The organism is Streptomyces sp. NPDC038135, from assembly GCF_055601245.1.
Map to the genome: position 1 here is coordinate 86,427 of NZ_JBVJXS010000004.1, position 18,566 is coordinate 104,992.

Sequence of the window (18,566 nt, forward strand, 5' to 3'; positions counted from 1 at the left end):
AAGGCCTGCCTGCGGCGCGGGCAGGTGTCAGAGATCCAGGACGACGTCCTGCGCGGGTCTGCTGCAGCAGATGAGGATGTTGCCCTCGCCCGGTGGCTCGACCGGGTCCGGGGAGTAGTCGACGGCTCCGGACATCATGGCGAGCTCACAGGTGTGGCAGACGCCGGTGCGGCACGACCACTGGACCGGAACGTCGCATGCTTCCGCGAGTTCCAGCAGGGAGGCCTGGTCGTCGTTCCACGCGACGGTCAGTCCGCTGCGGGCGAAGGAGACGGAGGGACCGGTGCCAGGGTCGCCTTCCGGCTGGTGCGGCGCCCTCACCGCGGGCGTGCCCTTGATCCCCGGGGTGAGGGAGGGGCCGCCGCTGAAGTTCTCGGTGTGCACGCGGGACGGCCGCAGGCCGGCCTTGACCAGCGCGTCGGTCATGTCGTCCATGAAGGCCGCCGGTCCGCAGACGTAGGCGTCGGCATCGGTGGGCAGGCCCAGACCGAGGATCCGCTCGCCGGAGAGGCGGCCCGCTTCCGAGTAGTCCCTGCCGCGTTCGTCGGCGGGGTCGGGCCTGCTGTAGTAGACGACGGACCGTGCGTCGGCCAGCAGTGCCACCAGGTCACGCACCTCCTGGGCGAAGGGATGCTCGCGGCCGTTACGGGCGGCGTGCAGCCACCACACCTGTCTGCCGGAGGAGGCGCTTGCCAGTGAGTGCAGCATGGCCAGCACGGGAGTCGCCCCGATGCCGGCGGACACCAGCACGACCGGCGTGTCACCACTGGGCAGGTAGAAGGTGCCGCGCGGTGCGGCGAACTCCAGGCTGTCCCCGGCCCGGACGTGCGCGCGCACGTAGGTGCTCGCCAGGCCGTGTGGTTCCGCCTTCACGCTGATCCGGTACGTACCCGTGCCGGGCCGGCCCGACAGTGAGTAGCTGCGGATCAGGGATGTCCCGTCCCCGGTCGTGTGCATCCTCACGGTCAGGAACTGTCCCGGCAGCGCGGCGGGCAGGGCGGAGCCGTCGGCCGCGGCCAGACTCAGGGAGATCACGTTCTCGCTCTCGGGGTGGACGTCCGTGACCGTCAGAGGACGGAAGCCGCGCCATGCCGGGGGCGGGACGCCGGCCGCGACGGTGAGGCCGGCGCTGCCGGACGACGCGGGCGCGCCCTTGTCGGCCTGTTCGAGCAGGTCGCGCATCGAGGCCTGCCAGCCCGGACTGAGAGCGGGTATGCGCAGGGCACGGCGCACCTGGTCGATCGTGTGACCGGAGAGGTAGAGGACGGCATCGATCTCCTCGACGGTCATGGCTTCCGGGCCGGTGGAGACCTTGACGATCTCCTGCCCCGCCTCCACCTCGCCCTCCTCGATGACACGCAGGTAGAAGCCGGGCCGATGGTGGGCCACCAGCAGCGCCGCCATGCGCGGTTCCTTCAAGCGCATGCCGACCCGATAGCAGGTCACCCGCGGCTGCGAGACCTCCAGAAGGGCTCCGCCGACCCGGTACCGGTCGCCGATGCACACTTCGCCGTCGGGGAGCCCGTCGACCGTGAAGTTCTCCCCGAAGCTGCCCGGCGTCAGGTCGTCCCGGCCCAGTTCCTCGGACCAGAAGCGGTACGAGTCGAGCTGGTAGACCAGCACGGCCCGCATTTCCCCGCCGTGTCCGCCCAGGTCACCCTGACCGTCTCCGTCGATGTTCAGCCGCCTGACCATCCGCGGCCCGGACACGGGCTGCTTGTGCACCCCGGTGTACACGGACCTGCCGTGCCAGGAGACGTCCTTCGGTATCCCCACGTTGACTGAGATCAAGGTGGCCACCGCTCACCTCCTCGTCCACCCTCAGCCGGTCACGCGGCCGAGGAATTCATGAATGTGACCGCTTATGGCGTCAAGGTGCGTTTCAAGGGCGAAATGACCTGCTGGGATCAGATGGACTTCGGCGTCGGGCAGATGCTGCGAGAAGGCGCGAGCCCCGTCCGGCCCGAAGATTTCGTCGCGCTCGCCCCAGACGGCCAGGAGTGGCACCTGGCTGGTGCGGAAGTACTCATGGAGCTGCGGATACCCATCGATGTTCGTCGGGTAGTCCCGGAAAAGCGTCAGCTGTACCTGGTCGTTCCCTGGTCTGTCCAGCAGGGTCTGGTCGTGCAGCCAGTTGTCCGGGCTGACCAGGCTCGTGTCCTCGGCCCCGTTCTCGTACTGCCAGCGCGTGGTCTCGGGGCTGAACTTCGCCCGCGCGCCCGGCTCGGTGTCGGGGCCGGGTGATGTCGCGTATGCGAACAGATCGTCCCAGAAGGGTTTGGCGAATCCCTCCATATAGGCGTTGCCGCTCTGGGAGATGATGGCGGTTACCTCGAACGCGGGATTCAGGGCAAGGCGCCAGCCGATGGGCGCCCCGTAGTCGTGTACGTAGACCGAGAAACGGTTGATCCCCAGTTTTTCCAGCAATTTCGCGGTGATGGCCGCCAGATGATCGAAGGTATAGGCGAAATCCTCGACCTGAGGCATGGACGACTGCCCGTATCCGACATGATCAGTGGCGATCACGTGATAGCGGTCCGACAGACCGGGAATGAGGTGCCGGAACATGTGGGAACTGCTGGGGAATCCGTGCAGAAGCACAACCGTCGGTGCTTCCTCGGGACCCGCCTCGCGATAGAAGACCTGCTGGGCGTCGATGGTCGCGGTCCGGTGGTGGGTAGCGGACACGGTGGCCTCCCGTGGTCGCCCCGAGCGATGGTGAACTACTTGGTGCTCGATCTGGATGTGGCGCCGGGGAGACGTCCCTGCATGTCAAAAGATCGCTCGAGGACGGTGCGCGTGCGCGCCATGGTCGACCACTCCCGTTCGGGCTACGGGCATCCCTGGGCAGGCGGGCGTCGGCGGCGTCCAGCCGGTGAGCCGTGCTCTTCCATAGTCACGAGCACGGCCATCCGCCACAAATCGCACCGATAACGCATCGAATGCGCAGGCCGAGTGCCGCGCGTCCGTTCCGCAGGCGGCCGGGACCTGGCCAGCCAGGGACGCTTCACCCTGCCGTACGGCGCCACCGCGCTCGCCGTCGTGGACGTGGTCGGACACAACGGCGAGGCCGCCGCCGGCATGGCCCGGTCCCGTGTCGTGCAGGAGGCTGCGGCGGACCTGCGCTGCGGTCGCTTGCGCGGGGCGGAGGTCATGGCCGTGCCGTCCTCACGGCAGGTCCCATAATCCGGCGCCCGCCGGATGGCGTGGCCGCATTGCCGGTGTCGCGTGCCGCCGCACCTTTACCGGCCCGCCCTCTCGAATGCCGGACAGTGCCGGAATCGGCGGTGCTTCTCCCCCGGTCGCCGTACTGTGATGTCCCGTCAACCGTTGGGACGATGCGGCGCGGGGTGAGGGTGGGTGTCGGGCGGCAAGGCCGGTCGAGAGGGACAGGACTGGCGCTGGAGGCTTGCCGCGGCGGGCGACGCCTTCGCCATGCGGGTGCTGGCCACCGCGCTGGCCGAGGACGGGCGTCACGACGAGGCCGTCGCGTGGTGGGAGAAGGCGATCGCGGCCGGAGACGAGACCGCGCTGCACCAACTCGCGGATCACATGGGCGCCAGGACCCTGGAAGGACAGCTGCGCCGGCAGGCCGAGAGCGGTGACCTGACCGCCATGGGCAACCTGGCGAAACTCCTCGTGCGCGACAGCGGCGGCCAACGGCTCGCCGAGGCCGTCCACTGGCTGACGCTCGCCGTGCGCGCGGGCGTCACGCCGGAGCGGGAACTCGTCGCGGCCCTCGACAGCGCCGGACGGTCGGCCGAGGCAGAGGATCGACTGCGGCACATGGCCGCCGCCGGTGACCTTCGTGCCCTGCGCGATCTCGTCCGGCGGCTGCGCGAGGGGGACGACGGCGAGCGGCTCGACGAAGCGGTCGTATGGCTGACCCGGGGCGTCGCGGCCGGTGAGCCATGGGAGTGGGACCTCGTCGCCGTCCTCGACCGCGCCGGGCGCGCGGACGAGGCCGAGGCGCGGCTGCGGCGGCTGGCCGACCGCCATGACGTCAAAGCGGTGGCGACGCTGGTGCGGCGCGCCCCCGAGAACATGCGTGCGCAGGTGTCCCGACGGGAGCTGGACGGGCCCGTGCGGGCGCGCGCCGTGGACCACGTCCGCCGGGTGGCGGCCGCGCTCGCCCGTCTCGATCTGCGGGAGGAGGCCGTCCGCTGGTGGACGGCGGCGGACGCGCTCGACGACCGTGTCCTCTCCTCCCCCGCCGCGCGCCTGGCCGCCCGGCCGGCTCCCGTGTCCGGGGCCCCGGACTCCGGTGTGGAGTGGCAGTTGCAGGAGATGGCCGCCACCGACGACGTGACGGCGACGCGGGTGCTGGCCGGATATCTCGCGCGGACCGGCCAGACGGCCGAGGCCGTGCGCATGTGGACGCGCGCTGACGCCGCGGACGGCCGGAGCCTCTGGGGAGATGTTCTCGAACAGCGCGCCCTTGGCGGCACCTCGGACACGGTGACGACTCATGGCGTTCAGGGCGGCGCCCCGGGGGACTGCGTGGTGGCGGACGCCTCTCCCGCGGACGCCGAGTCCGAGGAGACCCCGGCCGGGACCGTGGGGGAACCCGACACCGCTCCCGCGACGGCCACGCACCGCTTGTCGGCCCAGATGCCCTCCCACGCCGGGCTGTACGAACCGGTCAGCCTGGTCGTGCGGGTGCCGTTCGGGGCGGATCACGACGACGACGGGGTGTCGGCCCCGCTGGCCGGGTTCCGGCCCGCGCCCGACGGCTCCCCGCTGACACTCATCGTGCGGGCGCCCGCCGGACTCGACCCCCAGGGCCCGCTGGAGCACACCCTGCTGGTGCCGCCCTCCGATGCCCCCGCGCCGGTGCGGTTCGCGTTCCTGACCCGGGAACCGGGCCTGCACCGCGTCCGGGTCAGCGCCTGGGCCGGGGGGACGTTCCTCACCGAGATCGGCCTCGAGGTGACGGTCGAGCGCGACGGCCCCTACGCGGTGGAGCCGCCCAGCACCGCCGACATGGGCGAGATACGCGCACACCCCGGCGAGGTCACGCTGCTCGTGGATCGGGTCGGCGACCAGTACACGTTCCGTCTCATCTCCGACCGGTGCATCTACGGCGCCGTACTCGCGCAGGCCCTCACCGCCGCCCCGGAAGCGGCCGCGGAGCGCGCGTACGCCATGCTGCAGAGACTGGCGGCGGGCCGCGGGGAGTACTCCGGCGCCCACGCCCGACGCTGGATGAAGGAGACGGGGGTGGGGCTGTGGACGGAGATGGTGCCGGACGCGGTCAAGGAGCAATTCTGGCAACTGCGCGACCACATCACGGCGTTCAGCGTCGCCTCCGAGCACGACGTCCTCCCGTGGGAACTCCTCTATCCCGTCGCGCCGGGCCGCGACGAGGGGTTCCTGGTCCAGCAGTTCCCGGTCCTGCGCAACAGCCTGGGCCAGACCCGCTCATCCGTGCTGCCGATCGGTGAGCCGCACTACGTCGTCTCCGCGCGGGCCCCGGTCAACGGCGACAGCGAGATCGAGTCGATTCGCCGCATTCTCGGCACCGGAACCGTCGTGGACACGCTGGACGGCGTCCTGACCGCCATCGACGCGGGCACGACGGGACCCCTCCACTTCACCTGCCACAACACCTTCGACCCCGGCGGCGGTTCGTCGATCCTCCTCGCGGACGGCCCGTTCGTCCCCGCTCTTCTGAACAGCGCCGTCGCCCGCCGCGCCCTGCAGGACGGCCGGCCGCTCGTCTTCGTCAACGCCTGCCGGGCGGCCGGAGCCGTCCCGCAGTACACCCGGATGCTCGGCTGGGCGCAGCAGTTCATGGGCGCGGGCGCCGGCGCCTTCGTGGGCACGCTGTGGGCGGTGCGCAGCGACAGCGCCCAGCGGTTCGCGGAAGCCTTCTACGCCTCCCTCTCGGCGGGGGAGCCGCTGGGCACGGCCGTGCACCGGGCCCGCTCCCACGCCGGACACGACGAGACCGACCCCACCTGGCTGGCGTACACGGTCTACGGCGATCCCGCCGCGATCGTCTCCACTCCCGTCCCCGCCCCCGCCGCTGCCGTCTTCAGTCCCGCCCGAGCCGTCCCCACCCCCGTGCGATGCGAGGACACGTGAACGTGACCGACGACGGCGTGCCCGTCGAGGACCTGGTGACCGCCGTCAAGCGAGCGGTCACGCAGTCGAACATGTCGGCCACCGCGGCCGGGCGGGATCTGCGTGTCACCTCGGTGCGGCTCACCCTGCACGCCCTTGCCACTGCGACGGCCGGCGGTTCCCTGAACTTCCGGCTGCCGTTCATCGGCATGAAACTCAGGATCGGGCGCACGGTGTCCCGCCGCGACACCCATGTCATCGAGATGACCCTGGTACCTCCTGACCTGGCGCACCAGCACGAGCTGCGGCACGGCACGGTGGACGCCGTCCTGGTCGACGCGATCGCGATGATCCGTCGCGTGACGGCGTCGGCGCAGACCGGCGACGACCCCTTCCACCTCCAGGAAGGCTCGGTGCGGCTGGAGTTCGCGATCACAGCGGACGGGTCCGTGTCCCTCGGCCTGGACGGCGCCCTGCGCGAGGAGGTGACACACACCCTGCTCGTCACGGTAGCTCCCCCGGCGGACTGAACCCCCGCCGCCGCCGGACCTGCTGATCGGCTGCTGAGCACCGGGTGGGCCGCCAACGCATGTGACGGGAAGCCCCGTCCGCCACCGCGTCGTCGGGCGGCCGCAGCGAGAGAGGTTCTCCGCTCGGTGTCCGGTTCGGACCGTTGTACATAGCCTTCGGCCGGGTAGCCGCTGCTGTGATCGACGCAGGGCGCTGACGGCGTCCGCTTCGCGAGAAGGAGATGAGGACGCATGGCTACCGGCGCTGACTCGGCGAGAATCACGGCGAAGGTCCAAGGCAGGGACATCACACTCCACGGCCCCCTGACGAAGGACGAGATCCGGAGCGCGATCTGGTGGTGGCAGAGTGCCGACCCCGAGACTTCCGAGGAACGGGAAGAATCTCAGCACGATCGCGACGCCTCCCACAAGAACGTGATCACGACCCTGGGCGGGTACTACGAGGTCTCCCCCGATCCCCGTACGCCCGAGGCCGAAAGGCTCGTGGACCTGGTGCACGACGAGCTCAACGCGAACGAGTGACACAGCGCGGCACGGACGTAGCCGGAGTCCGAGTTCGCCACGTGACGGGGTGTGGGGAAGCGGAGTCGCCGACCGGCGCGGTCCGCCGCGGACCCGGTCGGTGCCGGGGCCGCGGCGGGGCTCTCAGCCGAACTCGCGCAGTCGTGCGGTGAGATGGGCGGCGGCGCCGTCCATCAGGGTGTCGGCGATCGCTTCGACGGTGCGGGCCCGCCAGGAGTGCAGGACGGTGCCCGCCACCACCTGGTTGAAGGCGCCCATCGACGGTCCGCAGTGCACCAGGTAGTCCACCCGGGCGCGCTGGTCACCGCGCGCCGCGAGGCGCAGGCCGCGCGTGAAGTAGCCGCGGAACACGGCGGCCAGGTACTGCTTGGGGTCGGTGCCGGGGGCTGCGGGCGCGGGGGACTCGCCGCCCAGGTAGCGGTCGAGGACCTGGCTCCTGGTGTCCTCGTCCAGGTCGGCGAGCGAGTCGTGCCGGCGCCACAGTTCGTGCAGCCGGGACGCCCGGGCCGGGAAGAACAGGCCCCGCTTGAGGTAGCGGGCCTGGACGCCGAGGTCGAACAGCTCGCCCCAGGGCGCGGTGTCCACGTCGTACTCGCGGGCCTCCTGGAGGATGTCCTTCACCTCCGCGCTGGTGGCGGCCTCCACGGAGCACTGGTTGACCGAGCCGGTCAGGACGAAGTCGGCACCGAGCAGGAACGCGGCCCCGGCGGCCTCGGGGGTGCCGATGCCGCCCGCGCATCCCACGTGCACCCGGTGGCCGCCGGCCGCGGTCGTGTCGCGCAGCCGCAGGACGGCGGGCAGCAGGGTGAGCAGGTCGGCGGTACTGCTCAGCCAGCCGCCGTCGGCCTCCACGCACAGATCGTCCGCCATCGGCCGGCCGGCCGCCGCGCGGGCCTCCTCCTCGGTGACCTCGCCCGTTTCCAGCAGCCGGGTGACCAACCGCTCCGGCGGCGGGGCCAGGAACTCGGCGGCCACGTCCGTGCGGGACACCTTGGCGATGATCCGGCCGCCCTTGAGGCGGAACCGGACCAGCGCCGGGGTGATCAGCGGGAAGCCGGAGGCCTCGACCAGGTCGACCCCGTGCCGCAGGAGCAGGTCCACCAGGGCGGACTCCTCCTCGGGGGCGCCGTGCCGGTACAGCAGGTTGACGCCGAAGGACCCGCCCAGGCCCAGTTCCCCGGCCAGGTCGCGCAGCAGGCCGTCCACCTCGTCGAGGGGCAGGCCGCCGGTCCCGAGGAAGCCGAGCAGCCCGGCCTTGGCCGCCGCGCCCAGCATCTCGCGGCCCGAGATGCCCCCGTACAGGGCGCCCAGCAGGTACGCGCGCCGCAGACCGTACCGCTCGCGGAAGGTGGCGGCTCCGAGGGTGTCGGCCGTCGGGGCGGTGAAGGCCGCGGGGCGAGCGGGGGGTGTCGAGTGGTCGGAGGGCAGCGGCGCGTCGGGGCGTTGCCCCGCTGCCGGCGCGGGCAGGGGGGCGTCGGGGCGTTGCTCCGCTGCCGGCGCGGGCAGCGGGTCGGCGTTCTTCCTGATCTTGGCGACGAGGTTGGTCAGGACCCTGCCCGGGCCCAGCTCCACGAACTCGAAGTCGCCGTGGCCCATCAGTCGGCGCACCGTGTCGGTCCAGCGGACCGGGGAGGCGATCTGCGCGGTCAGGGTCGCCTTGACCGTGCCGGGGGCGTACGGCTGCGCGTCCACGTTGGCCAGCACCGGGACGGCCGGGTCGCGCAGGGTGAAGCCGTCCAGGAAGCGGGTGAACTCGGCGGCGGTGTCGCGCATGTAGCGGGAGTGGAAGGGCGCGCTGACGTTGAGCCGGACGGCGCGGACACCCGCCGACTCGAAGGCCGCGCGGGCGGCGTCGACCCGCTCGGACGGGCCGGACAGCACGAACTGGTCGGGAGCGTTGTGGTTGGCCAGGTCGAGCTCGTCGATGCCGGAGTCGGCGAGCACCCGCAGCACGGTGGCCTCGTCGCAGCCGACCACCGCGGCCATGCCGCCACCGCCGGCCTGCGCCATCAGGGCGCCGCGCCGCTGCACCAGGCGCAGTCCGGTCTCGAAGTCGAAGACGCCGGCGGCGAACAGGGCCGTGTACTCACCGAGGCTGTGGCCGATCAGGTAGTCGGCCGGCTCGGCGTCCTCGGCGAGCCGGTCGAGGTAGGCCAGAGCGCTGACGACGTAGAGCGCAGGCTGGGTGTGCTCCGTACGGCCCAGGCGGCGTTGCGGGTCGTGGACGCACAGTTCCTCGATCGAGTGGCCGAGCACGCGGTCGGCGATCGCGGTCTCCTCAGGGAACCTGGCGAACAGGTCCTTGCCCATCTCCCGCTGCTGAGACCCCTGCCCTGGGAAACCGTAGACCTTCATGCGGTGTGCCTTCCTTGCCGTCCTGGCTGTCGCCGGAGTCGGATGCGGATGTGGATGGGTGATCGGAGGGGTGGAGGGGGTGGCGGCCGGTGCCGCGAGCGTCCGGGCCTGTTCCAGCACCCGTGGATCATGGCCGAACGGGCTGAGCAACGGCAGCGAACGGGAGCGGTCCCCCGTGGTGAGGTTGCCGCGTACGAAGTTGTGCAGGGTGCCCGAGGGGCCGAGGTCGAGGTAGAGGAAGTCGCCGCGGGCGCGCATCGCGGCCATGGCCCGTTCGAACTCGATGGGCCTGCGGGCGACCTGCCAGAAGTGGTCGGCGCCGGGCCGCTCGACGAGCCGTCCGTCCACGCACGACACCCAGGGGATGCCCGGAGGAGCGAAGGTCACCCCGTCGAAGGCGGCCCGACAGTCGGCGAGGACGCCGTCCATCAGGCTGGAGTGGTAGGCGTACTCGACCGGCACCCGCTGGTGCAGCACGCCGGCCGCGCGCAGGGTCGCCTCGGCCCGGTCCAGGTCCGCGTCGGCGCCCGCGACCACGATGTGGCCCGGGTAGTTGCGGGCGGCGACCTCACAGCCGGGCAGTTCCGGGAGGCGGTCCCGGCCGTCCGGGCGGGTGATGATCGCGAGCAGCCCGCCGTGCGGGGCCGCCGACAGGCCGTCCGCCTGGCGGACGAGCAGCCTCAGGCACGTCTCGACGTCGATGCTGCCGGAGACGACCGCGGCCGCGTACTCGCCGAGGCTGGAGCCGAGCAGGTGGTCCGGCTCGATGCCGGCCGCGCGCAGGGTCTCGGCGAGGGCGAGTTCGATCATGACGATCGCGGGGTGGGTGAGCCGTGTGTCGACGAAGGGGTCGTTCTTGGTCCGGGCCGGATCGAAGACGCGGGCCAGGACCGACTCGCCCAGCAGCCCGGCGGCGACGGCGTCGTACCTCAGCAGGGCGGTGCGGAACACCTCGTCGGTCTCGAAGAGTTCCTCGCCCATGCGGTGGTACTGCGAGCCCTGCCCGGAGAACATGAAGACCACGGGCAGGCGTCCGGCGGGCGTTCCGGTCGCCGGGGGCGTCCCATTGGCCGCGGTCATCGGTACACGTCCCAGAACAGGCCGGACTGCGCCGGCTGGGCGGGGGCGCCGGACGTCTCGGGGGCGGCGCCGCGGATGACGACCGTGCGCTCCAGCGGGGGCTGGGGCAACGGCACCCGCGTGGCGCGGTGGTCCGTCGGCGCCGGGGCGAGCAGCAGGTGCGCGTTGGTGCCGCCGTCGGCGAAGCAGTTGAGCGCGGCCCGGTCCGCGGCCGCCGGCCAGGGCCGGGGCTCCCTCGGGAAGTACATCGCGGAGCCTTCCAGGTCGAAGTGCGGCAGGGGCTGCCGGCCGGAGAGGAACGGCACCTGCTGCCGGTGGTGCAGCATCAGGACGACCTTGATGAACGCGGCGATGCCCTCCGCGGCCAGCGGATGACCGATGTTCGGCTTCACCGAACCGAGCGCGAGCCGCTCCGAACGGGCCGGGGCGGCGCCGTAGACACCCTCGATCGCCTTCAGTTCGAGCAGGTCGGTGACGGTCGAGCCGGAGGCGTTGGTCTCCACCCAGCCGACGTCCTGCGGCGCACGGCCGCTGAGCTTCAGCGCCTCGGCCATCACGTCCTTCTGCGCCCGCAGGTTGGGGGTGGCGGGTCCGGCGGTGCGGCCGTCGTTGTTGATCGCGATGCCTTCCAGCACGGCGAGCACCCGGTCGCCGTCCGCCTGGGCCCGCGCCAGCGGCTTGAGGAGGACGACGCCGACGCCCTCGCCGAGCACCAGGCCGGCCGCCCGGTCGTCGAAAGCGTGGAACTCCGGGCCGGGGTTGAGCAGCCCGCGCTGCCCGAACACCCGGTGCGCCCGGTCGTCCGCGAGCAGGCTCACACCGGCGACGACGGCCGACTCGACGGAACCCGCGCGCAGTGCCTGTACGGCCGTGTCCATCGCCACCAGGGCGGAGGAGCAGGCGGTGTCCACCACCAGGCTCGGGCCCTGGAAGTCGAAGAACTGGGAGATGTTGGCCGCGAGGTAGTTCTGGCCGGTGACCACGACCGGGTTCTTGGCCCGCTCCAGGTCCGCCGGGTCGGGGGTGTGGGTGGCCCGGCCACCGACGTACACGCCGACCCTGCGGCCCTTGAGGTCCGCCGGGCGGTAGCCGGCGTGGTGCACGGCCCGGTCGACCTCCTCGAGCAGCAGCAGCGCCTGCGGGTCCATCGCCTTGACGTCCGCCTCGTTCAGCAGGAACCGCTCGGGGGCGAACCGCAGCACCTCCGGCAGCAGTCCGGCGTGGTATCCGAGGGAGCGGCCGAAGCGGGAGTCCGGGACGGGACGCAGGGTCGTACGGCCGTCCCGCAGCAGCTCCCAGTACGCGTCGGCGGATTCGGCGTCGGGGAAGCGGCAGGAGAGGCCGACCACGGCCACGGCGTCGGCTCGCGGGTCGGGGATGCGGGAGGGTGTGGCGCCTCGCTGCCGGACGGTCGCGGGCGGGGAGGCGGGCGGGTCGAAGGCCCAGACCGATGCCGGGGCGGCGGAATCCGACGGTGCCGGGGTCGCGGGCTCCGGTCGTGCCTCCGCGTCGGCCTGCGCCTCGGGTGCCGTGCCGCTGGTCTCCGTGCCATGGGCGTTCGTGCCGCCGAACTGCGCGAGCAGTGCCGTGCGGTGCTCCTCCCCCAGGTACGCCGCGAATCCGTCCACTGTCGGGTGTTCCAGCAGGGCCGACGGGTCGACCGAGACGTCCAGACGCTTGGCGACGGTCTGGACGAGCTGGGAGACCATGATCGAGTCCATGCCGTAGTCATGCACCGGGACGTCGCCGGCCAGTTTGGCGCGGTCGAAACGCAGGTCCTCCGCCAGCCGGTCGAGCAGCCAGGCGGTCACCGCTTCGACGGCGGCGCGCACGTCCGCGTCCGCGCCGGCCACGGGTGGTGTCGCGGCGGGCGGCACCGGGGCCGGTGCGGCGGGTGGCGTCTCCAGGCGCCGCGCCGTCAGCCGCTCCGCGCTGAACTCGGCGCCGGGCCGCGGCAGTACGGGCATCACGACCCGGGCGCCGCTCTCCAGCGCGCGGTCGAGCAGAGCCAGCCCCTGCGCGTCGGTGAGCGAGGCGAGGCCGGAGGCCTGGTAGGCGGCGCTGCGGGCCTCCCCCATGCCGGTGTCCTTCCAGCTCGGCCACTGCACGCTGACCAGGGGCAGGCCGTACGGGCGGGCCTCCGCCACCGCGTCCAGATAGGCGTTGGCCATGGCGTAGTCGCTCTGGCCGACGGCGAGGGCGGGAACGGTGGCGGCGACCGACGAGTACAGCACGAACAGGCCGAGCGGCTCGTCCCGGAAGCACTCCAGCAGGGCGTCCAGACCGAACACCTTGGGTGCGAGGACACGGGCGACGCCGGTCTGCGGCTTGCGGACGAACGCCGGGTTCTCGAAGTCGGTGAAGCCCGCGCTGTGGATCACGCCGCCGACCGGGCCGAGCCGCGGTCGCACGTCGGCGAGCACCTGGGCGAGGGCCTCCTGCTCGTCCAACGGCACGGCGACGACCTCGAGTTCGACGCCCTGGGCGGCCAGTTCGGCGAGCGGCCGCAGCTTGCGGCCCAGCGGGCCGTCCTCGGCGATGTGCGCGGCCCACTCCGCGCGCGGCGGCAGTTCCTCGCGACCGGTGAGGACCAGCTTGCGCACGCCGTGACGGGCGACGAAGTGGCGGGCGGTGAGCAGCCCGAGGCCGCGCGTGCCGCCGGTCACCCACAGCACGTGACCCGCCGGGAAGCCGAGTCGGGCGCCCTGTGCCCGCGGGGCCTCGGCGAGCGTCGCCAGGTGGCGCGCTCCCCCGCGGTAGGCGACCTCGGCGGGCTCGCCGTCGGCGGACAGTTCCTCGACGACCCAGCGGCACAGCTGCTCGTCGGTGGCGGCGCGGTCGATCTCCACGTGGCGGGAGCGGACGTGGCGGTACTCGCTCTGGAGCATCCGGTACAGGCCCACCCGGGCCGCTCCGCCGAGGGCGGGCGCCCCGCGCGAGACGAGCAGGGCACGCAGGTCGCGGCGGCCGAGGTCGACCAGGTGCTGGAGCCAACGCAGCCAGGAGGGCAGCGCGGCGTGCGTGGGCGGCAGCACGGGTGCGGTGCAGCCGGCCAGGTCGACGACGGCGTCGAAGCGGTCCCAGCGGGTGCCGGCGTCGGTGAGTTCGGCGTTGATCCGGTCGGCGGTGAGCACCTCGGCGCCCGGTAGTACCGCCGCGAGCCGGGCGGCCAGTGCCTCGGTTCCGGGCGCGGCGAGTACGGCGGTCAGGGCGGGCGGCGCCGAACGGGGCACAGGCGGGGCGGGGCGCCACTGCTTGGTCAGCAGCAGCCCCTCGGAGGCGTGTCGGGCGCCGGGGGCGCTGTGGCCGGCGTCGGACGCGTCGTGGTCGGCGCCCGGTGCGCTGCGGCCGTCACCCGGCGTGTCACGCCCGGCGCCGAGGGCGGCCAGTTCGGCGTCGGCCGCGGCCAGCCAGACCCGGTCGCCGTCGAAGGGGTAGCCGGGCAGCGCGACCCGGGCGGGCCTGCCGGCGGGGTGCAGGGCGGGCCAGTCCACCCGCTGTCCGCCGGTCCAGGCGGTGGCGTACGCGGCGGGGTCGGCGGGGAGCCGCTCGGCCGCGGCGGGCCGGCGCGGGTCGACGGCGCCGGTCCAGCTGCCGGCCGGGGCGCCGCCTGCGGCGAACTCGTCGAGCCGGTCGCACAGTTCGGGCAGGTCGTGGAAGAGCACGGCCAGCCGGTGGGCCATCGCCTCCCGGCCGGTCTGCAGGGTCCAGGCGACCTGCGCCGGGGTGACCTCGGTGTCCTCGGCGCGCAGGTGGCCGGCGAGCCGCCGGGCCTGCGCGGCCAGCTGGCCGGCGTCCCGCGCGGAGAGGACCGCCAGCTGGGGGCCGGCTGCCGGGACGTCCCCGGCGCCGTCGCCGACGTACTCCTCGAGGATGATGTGGGCGTTCGTGCCGCCCGCGCCGAAGGAGCTCACGCCCGCCGTCCGCGGCCGTACCCTGCCGTCCGCCAGGACGCGGCGGGGCCAGGGCTTCCGTTCGCGCTGGACCTCGAACGGCGTCGTGGTGAAGTCGATGTTCGGATTGAGCCGCTCCGCGTGCAGGGACGGCACCAGCTCGCCGTGCCGCATCTGGAGCAGCACCTTGGTGATCGCGGCGATGCCGGCGGCCGACTCGGCGTGCCCGATATTGGACTTGACCGAGCCGATGGGCAGCCGCTCGGGCGGTTCCTCGCCGAAGGCCCGCAGCATGCCGGTGATCTCCACGGGGTCGCCGAGGGCCGTGCCGGTGCCGTGCGCCTCCAGGTAGTCGAGATCGGCGGGCGCGAGCCCGGCCCGTTCCAGCGCCGTACGCACCAGGTCGCCCTGGGCCTTGGGGTTGGGGACGCTGTAACCGGCGCCCGCGCCGCCGTGATTGACGGCGGACGCCTTGACCACCGCGAGGATCCGGTCGCCGGCGGCGAGGGCCGCGTCCAGGCGCTTGAGCAGGACGGCGCCCGAGCCCTCGGCGGGCACGTATCCGGTGCCGCCCTCGCCGAAGCTGCGGCAGCGCCCGTCCTCGGCGAGGAAGCCGCGCTGGGCGAGCTGGAGGAACTTCACCGGGTGGCTGGAGATGTTGACGCCGCCGGCCACGGCGACGTCGCAGTCGCCGTTGCGGATGGCGAGGCAGGCCTGGTGGATGGTGACCAGCGACGAGGAGCACATGGTGTCCAGGCCGACGCTGGGGCCGGTGAAGTCGAAGAAGTACGACACCCGGTTGGCCACCGAGGCGTACGACGAGGAGGTCGCGAAGCCCTCGCCGCGCAGCGCCTCCTGGACGCCGTACAGCTGGTAGTGGCCGTACATCATGCCGACGAACACGCCGGTGCGGGCGCCGCGCAGTTGCTCGCGGGTGTATCCGGCGTCCTCCAGCAGATGCCAGACGGTCTCCAGGAACACCCGCTCCTGCGGGTCGGTGTGTTCGGCCTCGATCTGCGACATCCGGAAGAACAGCGGGTCGAAGCGGTCGGCGCCGGGGACGAAGCCGCCCCACTTGCCGTAGGTCCTGCCGGTGGCGGATCTGTCCGGGTCGTAGAACAGGCCGTGGTCCCAGCGGTCGGCGGGGATCTCCTCGACGCTGTCCCGGCCGGCGCGCAGGTTGCGCCAGAACGCGGTGACGTCCTCGGCCTGGGGGTAGCGGCCCGCGACACCGATGATGGCGACGGCGGTGTCCTGCGGGGCGGGCGCGACCGGCTTCACCGGCTCGTCCGGCTCGACCGGCTCGACCGGCTCGACCGGCTCGACCGCAAGCACGGTCGCCGTGGGGGCGCCGGCGTCCGTCGTGGCGGTGGCCGGGGTGCCGGGTTCCACGGCGCTGGTGGCCGGGGTGCCGGTGGCCGGAAAGGCGCCGGGGTGGGCCCCGGCCAGGTGGCCGGCGAGGTCGCGTACGGTCACGTACTCGAACAGCAGGGTCTTCGACAGCGGGCCGACGTGTTCCTCCAGGCGGCGGATGAGGCTCATGGTGATGAGCGAGTCCACGCCGTACCGGTCGAAGGGTTCGGTGACGGCGATCTCGGCCTCGGGCAGCTTCAGTTCCTCGGCGAGGAGGCGCAGGACGAGTTCCTCGGCGCGTTCGTGCGCTCCGGGCTCGGCGGTGGTGGCGGGCTCGTCCTGGCGCGGCTCGGCGCCTTCGAGTGCCCCGAGGATGCGGTCGGGGTCGCCGGCGGCCAGGAGCAGGCGGGGCGCGGTGTGGGCGAGGGCGCGGTCGAGGGCCTGGAGGGCGGGGGCGGTGCGCAGCGGGCGCATGCCGAGCACCCGCTCCATGTAGGTTTCGGCGTCGGCGTCGAGGCGCATCCCGCCCTCGGCCCAGACGGGCCAGGCGGCCGCGAGGGTACGGCCGTGCCGGGTGCCTTCCCGGCGGCGTCGCTCGCGCTCCTCGGCGAAGTGGTCGAGGAAGGCGTTGGCGAAGGCGTAGTCGCTCTGGCCGGCGTTGCCGAAGGCCGCGGCCGCCGAGGAGAACGCGACGAAGTAGTCCAGCGGTTCGTCCGCCGTCGCCTCGTCGAGCAGCACGGTGCCGTGCACCTTCGCGGCGAGGACGGCGTCCGCGTCCGCACGCTGCTTGGTGCGTACGAGCCCGTCCCTGAGGACACCGGCCGCGTGCACCACGCCGCTGACCGAGCCGTGCGCCCGGCGGGCCTCGGCGACCAGGTCGCGTACGGCGGCCGGGTCGGCGACGTCGGCGAGCACCACCCGGGCGCCGAGGGCGTCGGCGCGGGCGCGGGCCTCGGGACCGGGAGCGGTGCGCGCGGCCAGCACGATGCCGCCGCCGGTGACGCCGACGGCCCGCCGCGCGGCGGCGATGTGCTCGGCGATCAGCAGGCCCAGGGCGCCGGTGCCGCCGGTGACGATGTGGGCGCCGGCCCCGGTGAACGCGGCGCCCGGCGCGGCGGGGAGGCTCACGCGCCGCCAGGCGCGGCGGGCCCGGCCCTCGGCGTCCGCGCGCATTTCGGGGCCTCCGTCCGCGGCGAGTTCGGCGACGACGGCCTCCGCGACGGGACGGCCGGGGGCGAGGGCCAGGACGCCAAGGGTGACCGACGGGTTCTCCAGGCGCACGGTGCGGGCGAAGGCGGCCATCGCCGGCTGGGCGGGTGACGGGGCCGGCTCGGGGTGGACGTACAGGTAGCGCAGCGCGTCGCGGCGCTCGTGCTGCCAGGCCCGCAGGAAGGCCAGGGCGGCGTGGAAGCCGTGCTCGACGCAGTCCCGGGTGGTTCGGTCGCGTCCGGCCAGGTGGACGACGTGGACAGGTCCGGCTCCGGCGGCGCGCACGGCGGCCTCGGCGTCGAATCCGGGGCCGACCGGGACACGGTGGACGTCGGCGCCCGTCGCCGTGAGGGCGTCGGCCACGTCGGTGGCGTGTGCGGAGGCGGGTTCGAGCAGCAGGATCCGTGCGTGCGACGGGAGTTGGCCGTGCGCGGCGGGCGCGGCCAGCCAGCAGGGCTCGAAGGCGTGGACGACGTCGGCGGCGGGCACGGCCCGCGTCGCGGGCGCGGTGTCCGTCGCGGGCGTGACGCCGGCCGGACGCAGCGCCCTCAGGGTGAAGGACTCCAGGGTGGCGGTGACCTGCCCGTCCTGGTCGAGCAGGGCGACGTCGAAGGCCAGGGAGCCCGCCGGGGCGGGGCGCCGGGCCGGGGTGGCGTACGCGTAGCCGCGTTCGGGCAGCGGGGCGTGCAGCCGGACCGAGCCCAGGGAGAACGGCAGGTACGGCGCCGGTCCAGCAGGGTCCCCGGCGCCCGGGACGAGCCGGCCCGCGGTCTGCAGTGCGGCGTCCAGCAGCGAGGGGTGGAAGGTGTGGTCGCCGGCGTCCGCGCGCCGCGGTTCCGGCAGGCTCAGCGTCGCCAGCGCCTCCCCGGGCCCCTCGGCGATCTCCTCGATCACCCGGAAGGAAGGGCCGTAGGCGAAGCCCAGCCGGGTGAAGCCGTCGTAGCAGTCCGCCCCCGCCCGGACGCGGGTGCAGCGGGCGCGTGCGTCCGCAAGGGCGACGGGGGCGGGCCGGGATCCGGGAGCGTCGTACCGCAGGATGCCGCCGGCGTGCACCGGCGCATCGTCGCCGGTGCCGCGCACCTCGAAGGCGGCACGGGAGCGGTCGCCGGTGACGCGGACCAGCAGCGGGTGCCCGGTGCTGCCGGGGGCGAGCCGGACCGGCGCCGCCCACACCAGGTCGTCCACGCCGCTCACCGGGGCTCCCCCGGCGGCGAGTTCGCCCGCGAGGCGGCCCATCTCCAGATAGGCCACGCCGGGCAGCACCGGGTCGCCGCCGACCACGTGGTCGCGCAGGAAGAACTCCTCGCCGGTCAGCGTCTTGGTGAACCGCTGCTCGCCGAAGGTGGAGACGTTGGCGTCCAGGAGGGTGGGGTGTAGACCGGAACCGGGCTCCGCGGGACGCTCGCCGGGCGCGACCCAGTGCCGGGGGCCGGCGAACGGGTAGGCGGGCAGGTGGACGCGGCGCCGGGCGGCGCCCTCGTGCAGGGCCCGCCAGTCGACGTCGGCTCCGTCCAGCCAGGCGGCGGCCAGGGCGTGCACATCGTGCCGGTCCGGTGAG

Annotated in this window: 8 protein-coding genes; 4 read left to right on the forward strand and 4 right to left on the reverse strand. The window is 73.5% G+C overall.

Features of this window, described 5'->3' with window-relative positions; genetic code table 11:
• Nucleotides 1–27 precede the first annotated feature (27 nt).
• Nucleotides 28–1,800 carry an MOSC domain-containing protein gene (locus ACZ7JA_RS12200; protein ID WP_470808021.1) on the reverse strand — a complete coding sequence of 591 codons (1,773 nt, stop codon included), beginning with the start codon at nt 1,798–1,800 and terminating at the stop codon, nt 28–30.
• 21 nt (nt 1,801–1,821) lie between these two features.
• Nucleotides 1,822–2,688 carry an alpha/beta fold hydrolase gene (locus ACZ7JA_RS12205; protein WP_470808022.1) on the reverse strand — a complete coding sequence of 289 codons (867 nt, stop codon included), beginning with the start codon at nt 2,686–2,688 and terminating at the stop codon, nt 1,822–1,824.
• Between the two features lie 267 nt (nt 2,689–2,955).
• Here ACZ7JA_RS12205 and ACZ7JA_RS12210 point away from each other — a divergent pair, with 267 nt between their 5' ends.
• The 4 genes from ACZ7JA_RS12210 (at nt 2,956) to ACZ7JA_RS12225 (ending at nt 7,118) form a co-directional block, all read left to right on the forward strand.
• Complete coding sequence (locus ACZ7JA_RS12210; RefSeq protein ID WP_470808563.1) at nt 2,956–3,186, forward strand: hypothetical protein; 231 nt, start codon at nt 2,956–2,958, stop codon at nt 3,184–3,186.
• Nucleotides 3,187–3,360: 174 nt separating this feature from the next.
• Entirely contained in the window at nt 3,361–6,087 is a 2,727-nt protein-coding gene (locus ACZ7JA_RS12215) for a CHAT domain-containing protein (RefSeq protein ID WP_470808023.1), read from the forward strand.
• Between the two features lie 2 nt (nt 6,088–6,089).
• Nucleotides 6,090–6,596, forward strand: coding sequence for a trypco2 family protein (locus ACZ7JA_RS12220; RefSeq protein ID WP_470808024.1), 507 nt, complete (start codon nt 6,090–6,092; stop codon nt 6,594–6,596).
• A gap of 231 nt (nt 6,597–6,827) precedes the next feature.
• The gene (locus tag ACZ7JA_RS12225; RefSeq protein ID WP_470808025.1) at nt 6,828–7,118 is read left to right on the forward strand and encodes a hypothetical protein; all 291 of its coding nucleotides are present in this window, start codon (nt 6,828–6,830) and stop codon (nt 7,116–7,118) included.
• 123 nt (nt 7,119–7,241) lie between these two features.
• Here the strand turns inward: ACZ7JA_RS12225 and fabD are convergent, their stop codons facing one another.
• Both fabD and ACZ7JA_RS12235 read right to left on the reverse strand, forming a co-directional pair.
• Nucleotides 7,242–10,553 (reverse strand): ACP S-malonyltransferase, encoded by a 3,312-nt coding sequence (fabD, locus tag ACZ7JA_RS12230; protein ID WP_470808026.1) that lies wholly within the window; start codon nt 10,551–10,553, stop codon nt 7,242–7,244.
• A complete protein-coding gene (locus ACZ7JA_RS12235; RefSeq protein WP_470808027.1) occupies nt 10,550–18,547 on the reverse strand; it encodes an SDR family NAD(P)-dependent oxidoreductase in 7,998 nt (2,665 codons plus the stop codon). The genes fabD and ACZ7JA_RS12235 overlap by 4 nt, the downstream gene beginning before the upstream one ends.
• Nucleotides 18,548–18,566: the final 19 nt, after the last annotated feature.

Excerpts from the sequence above, each read along its gene's own strand:
- fabD (WP_470808026.1), bottom strand. The coding sequence starts at position 10,553 with ATGACCGCGGCCAATGGGACGCCCCCGGCGACCGGAACGCCCGCCGGA.
- ACZ7JA_RS12225 (WP_470808025.1), top strand. The coding sequence starts at position 6,828 with ATGGCTACCGGCGCTGACTCGGCGAGAATCACGGCGAAGGTCCAAGGC.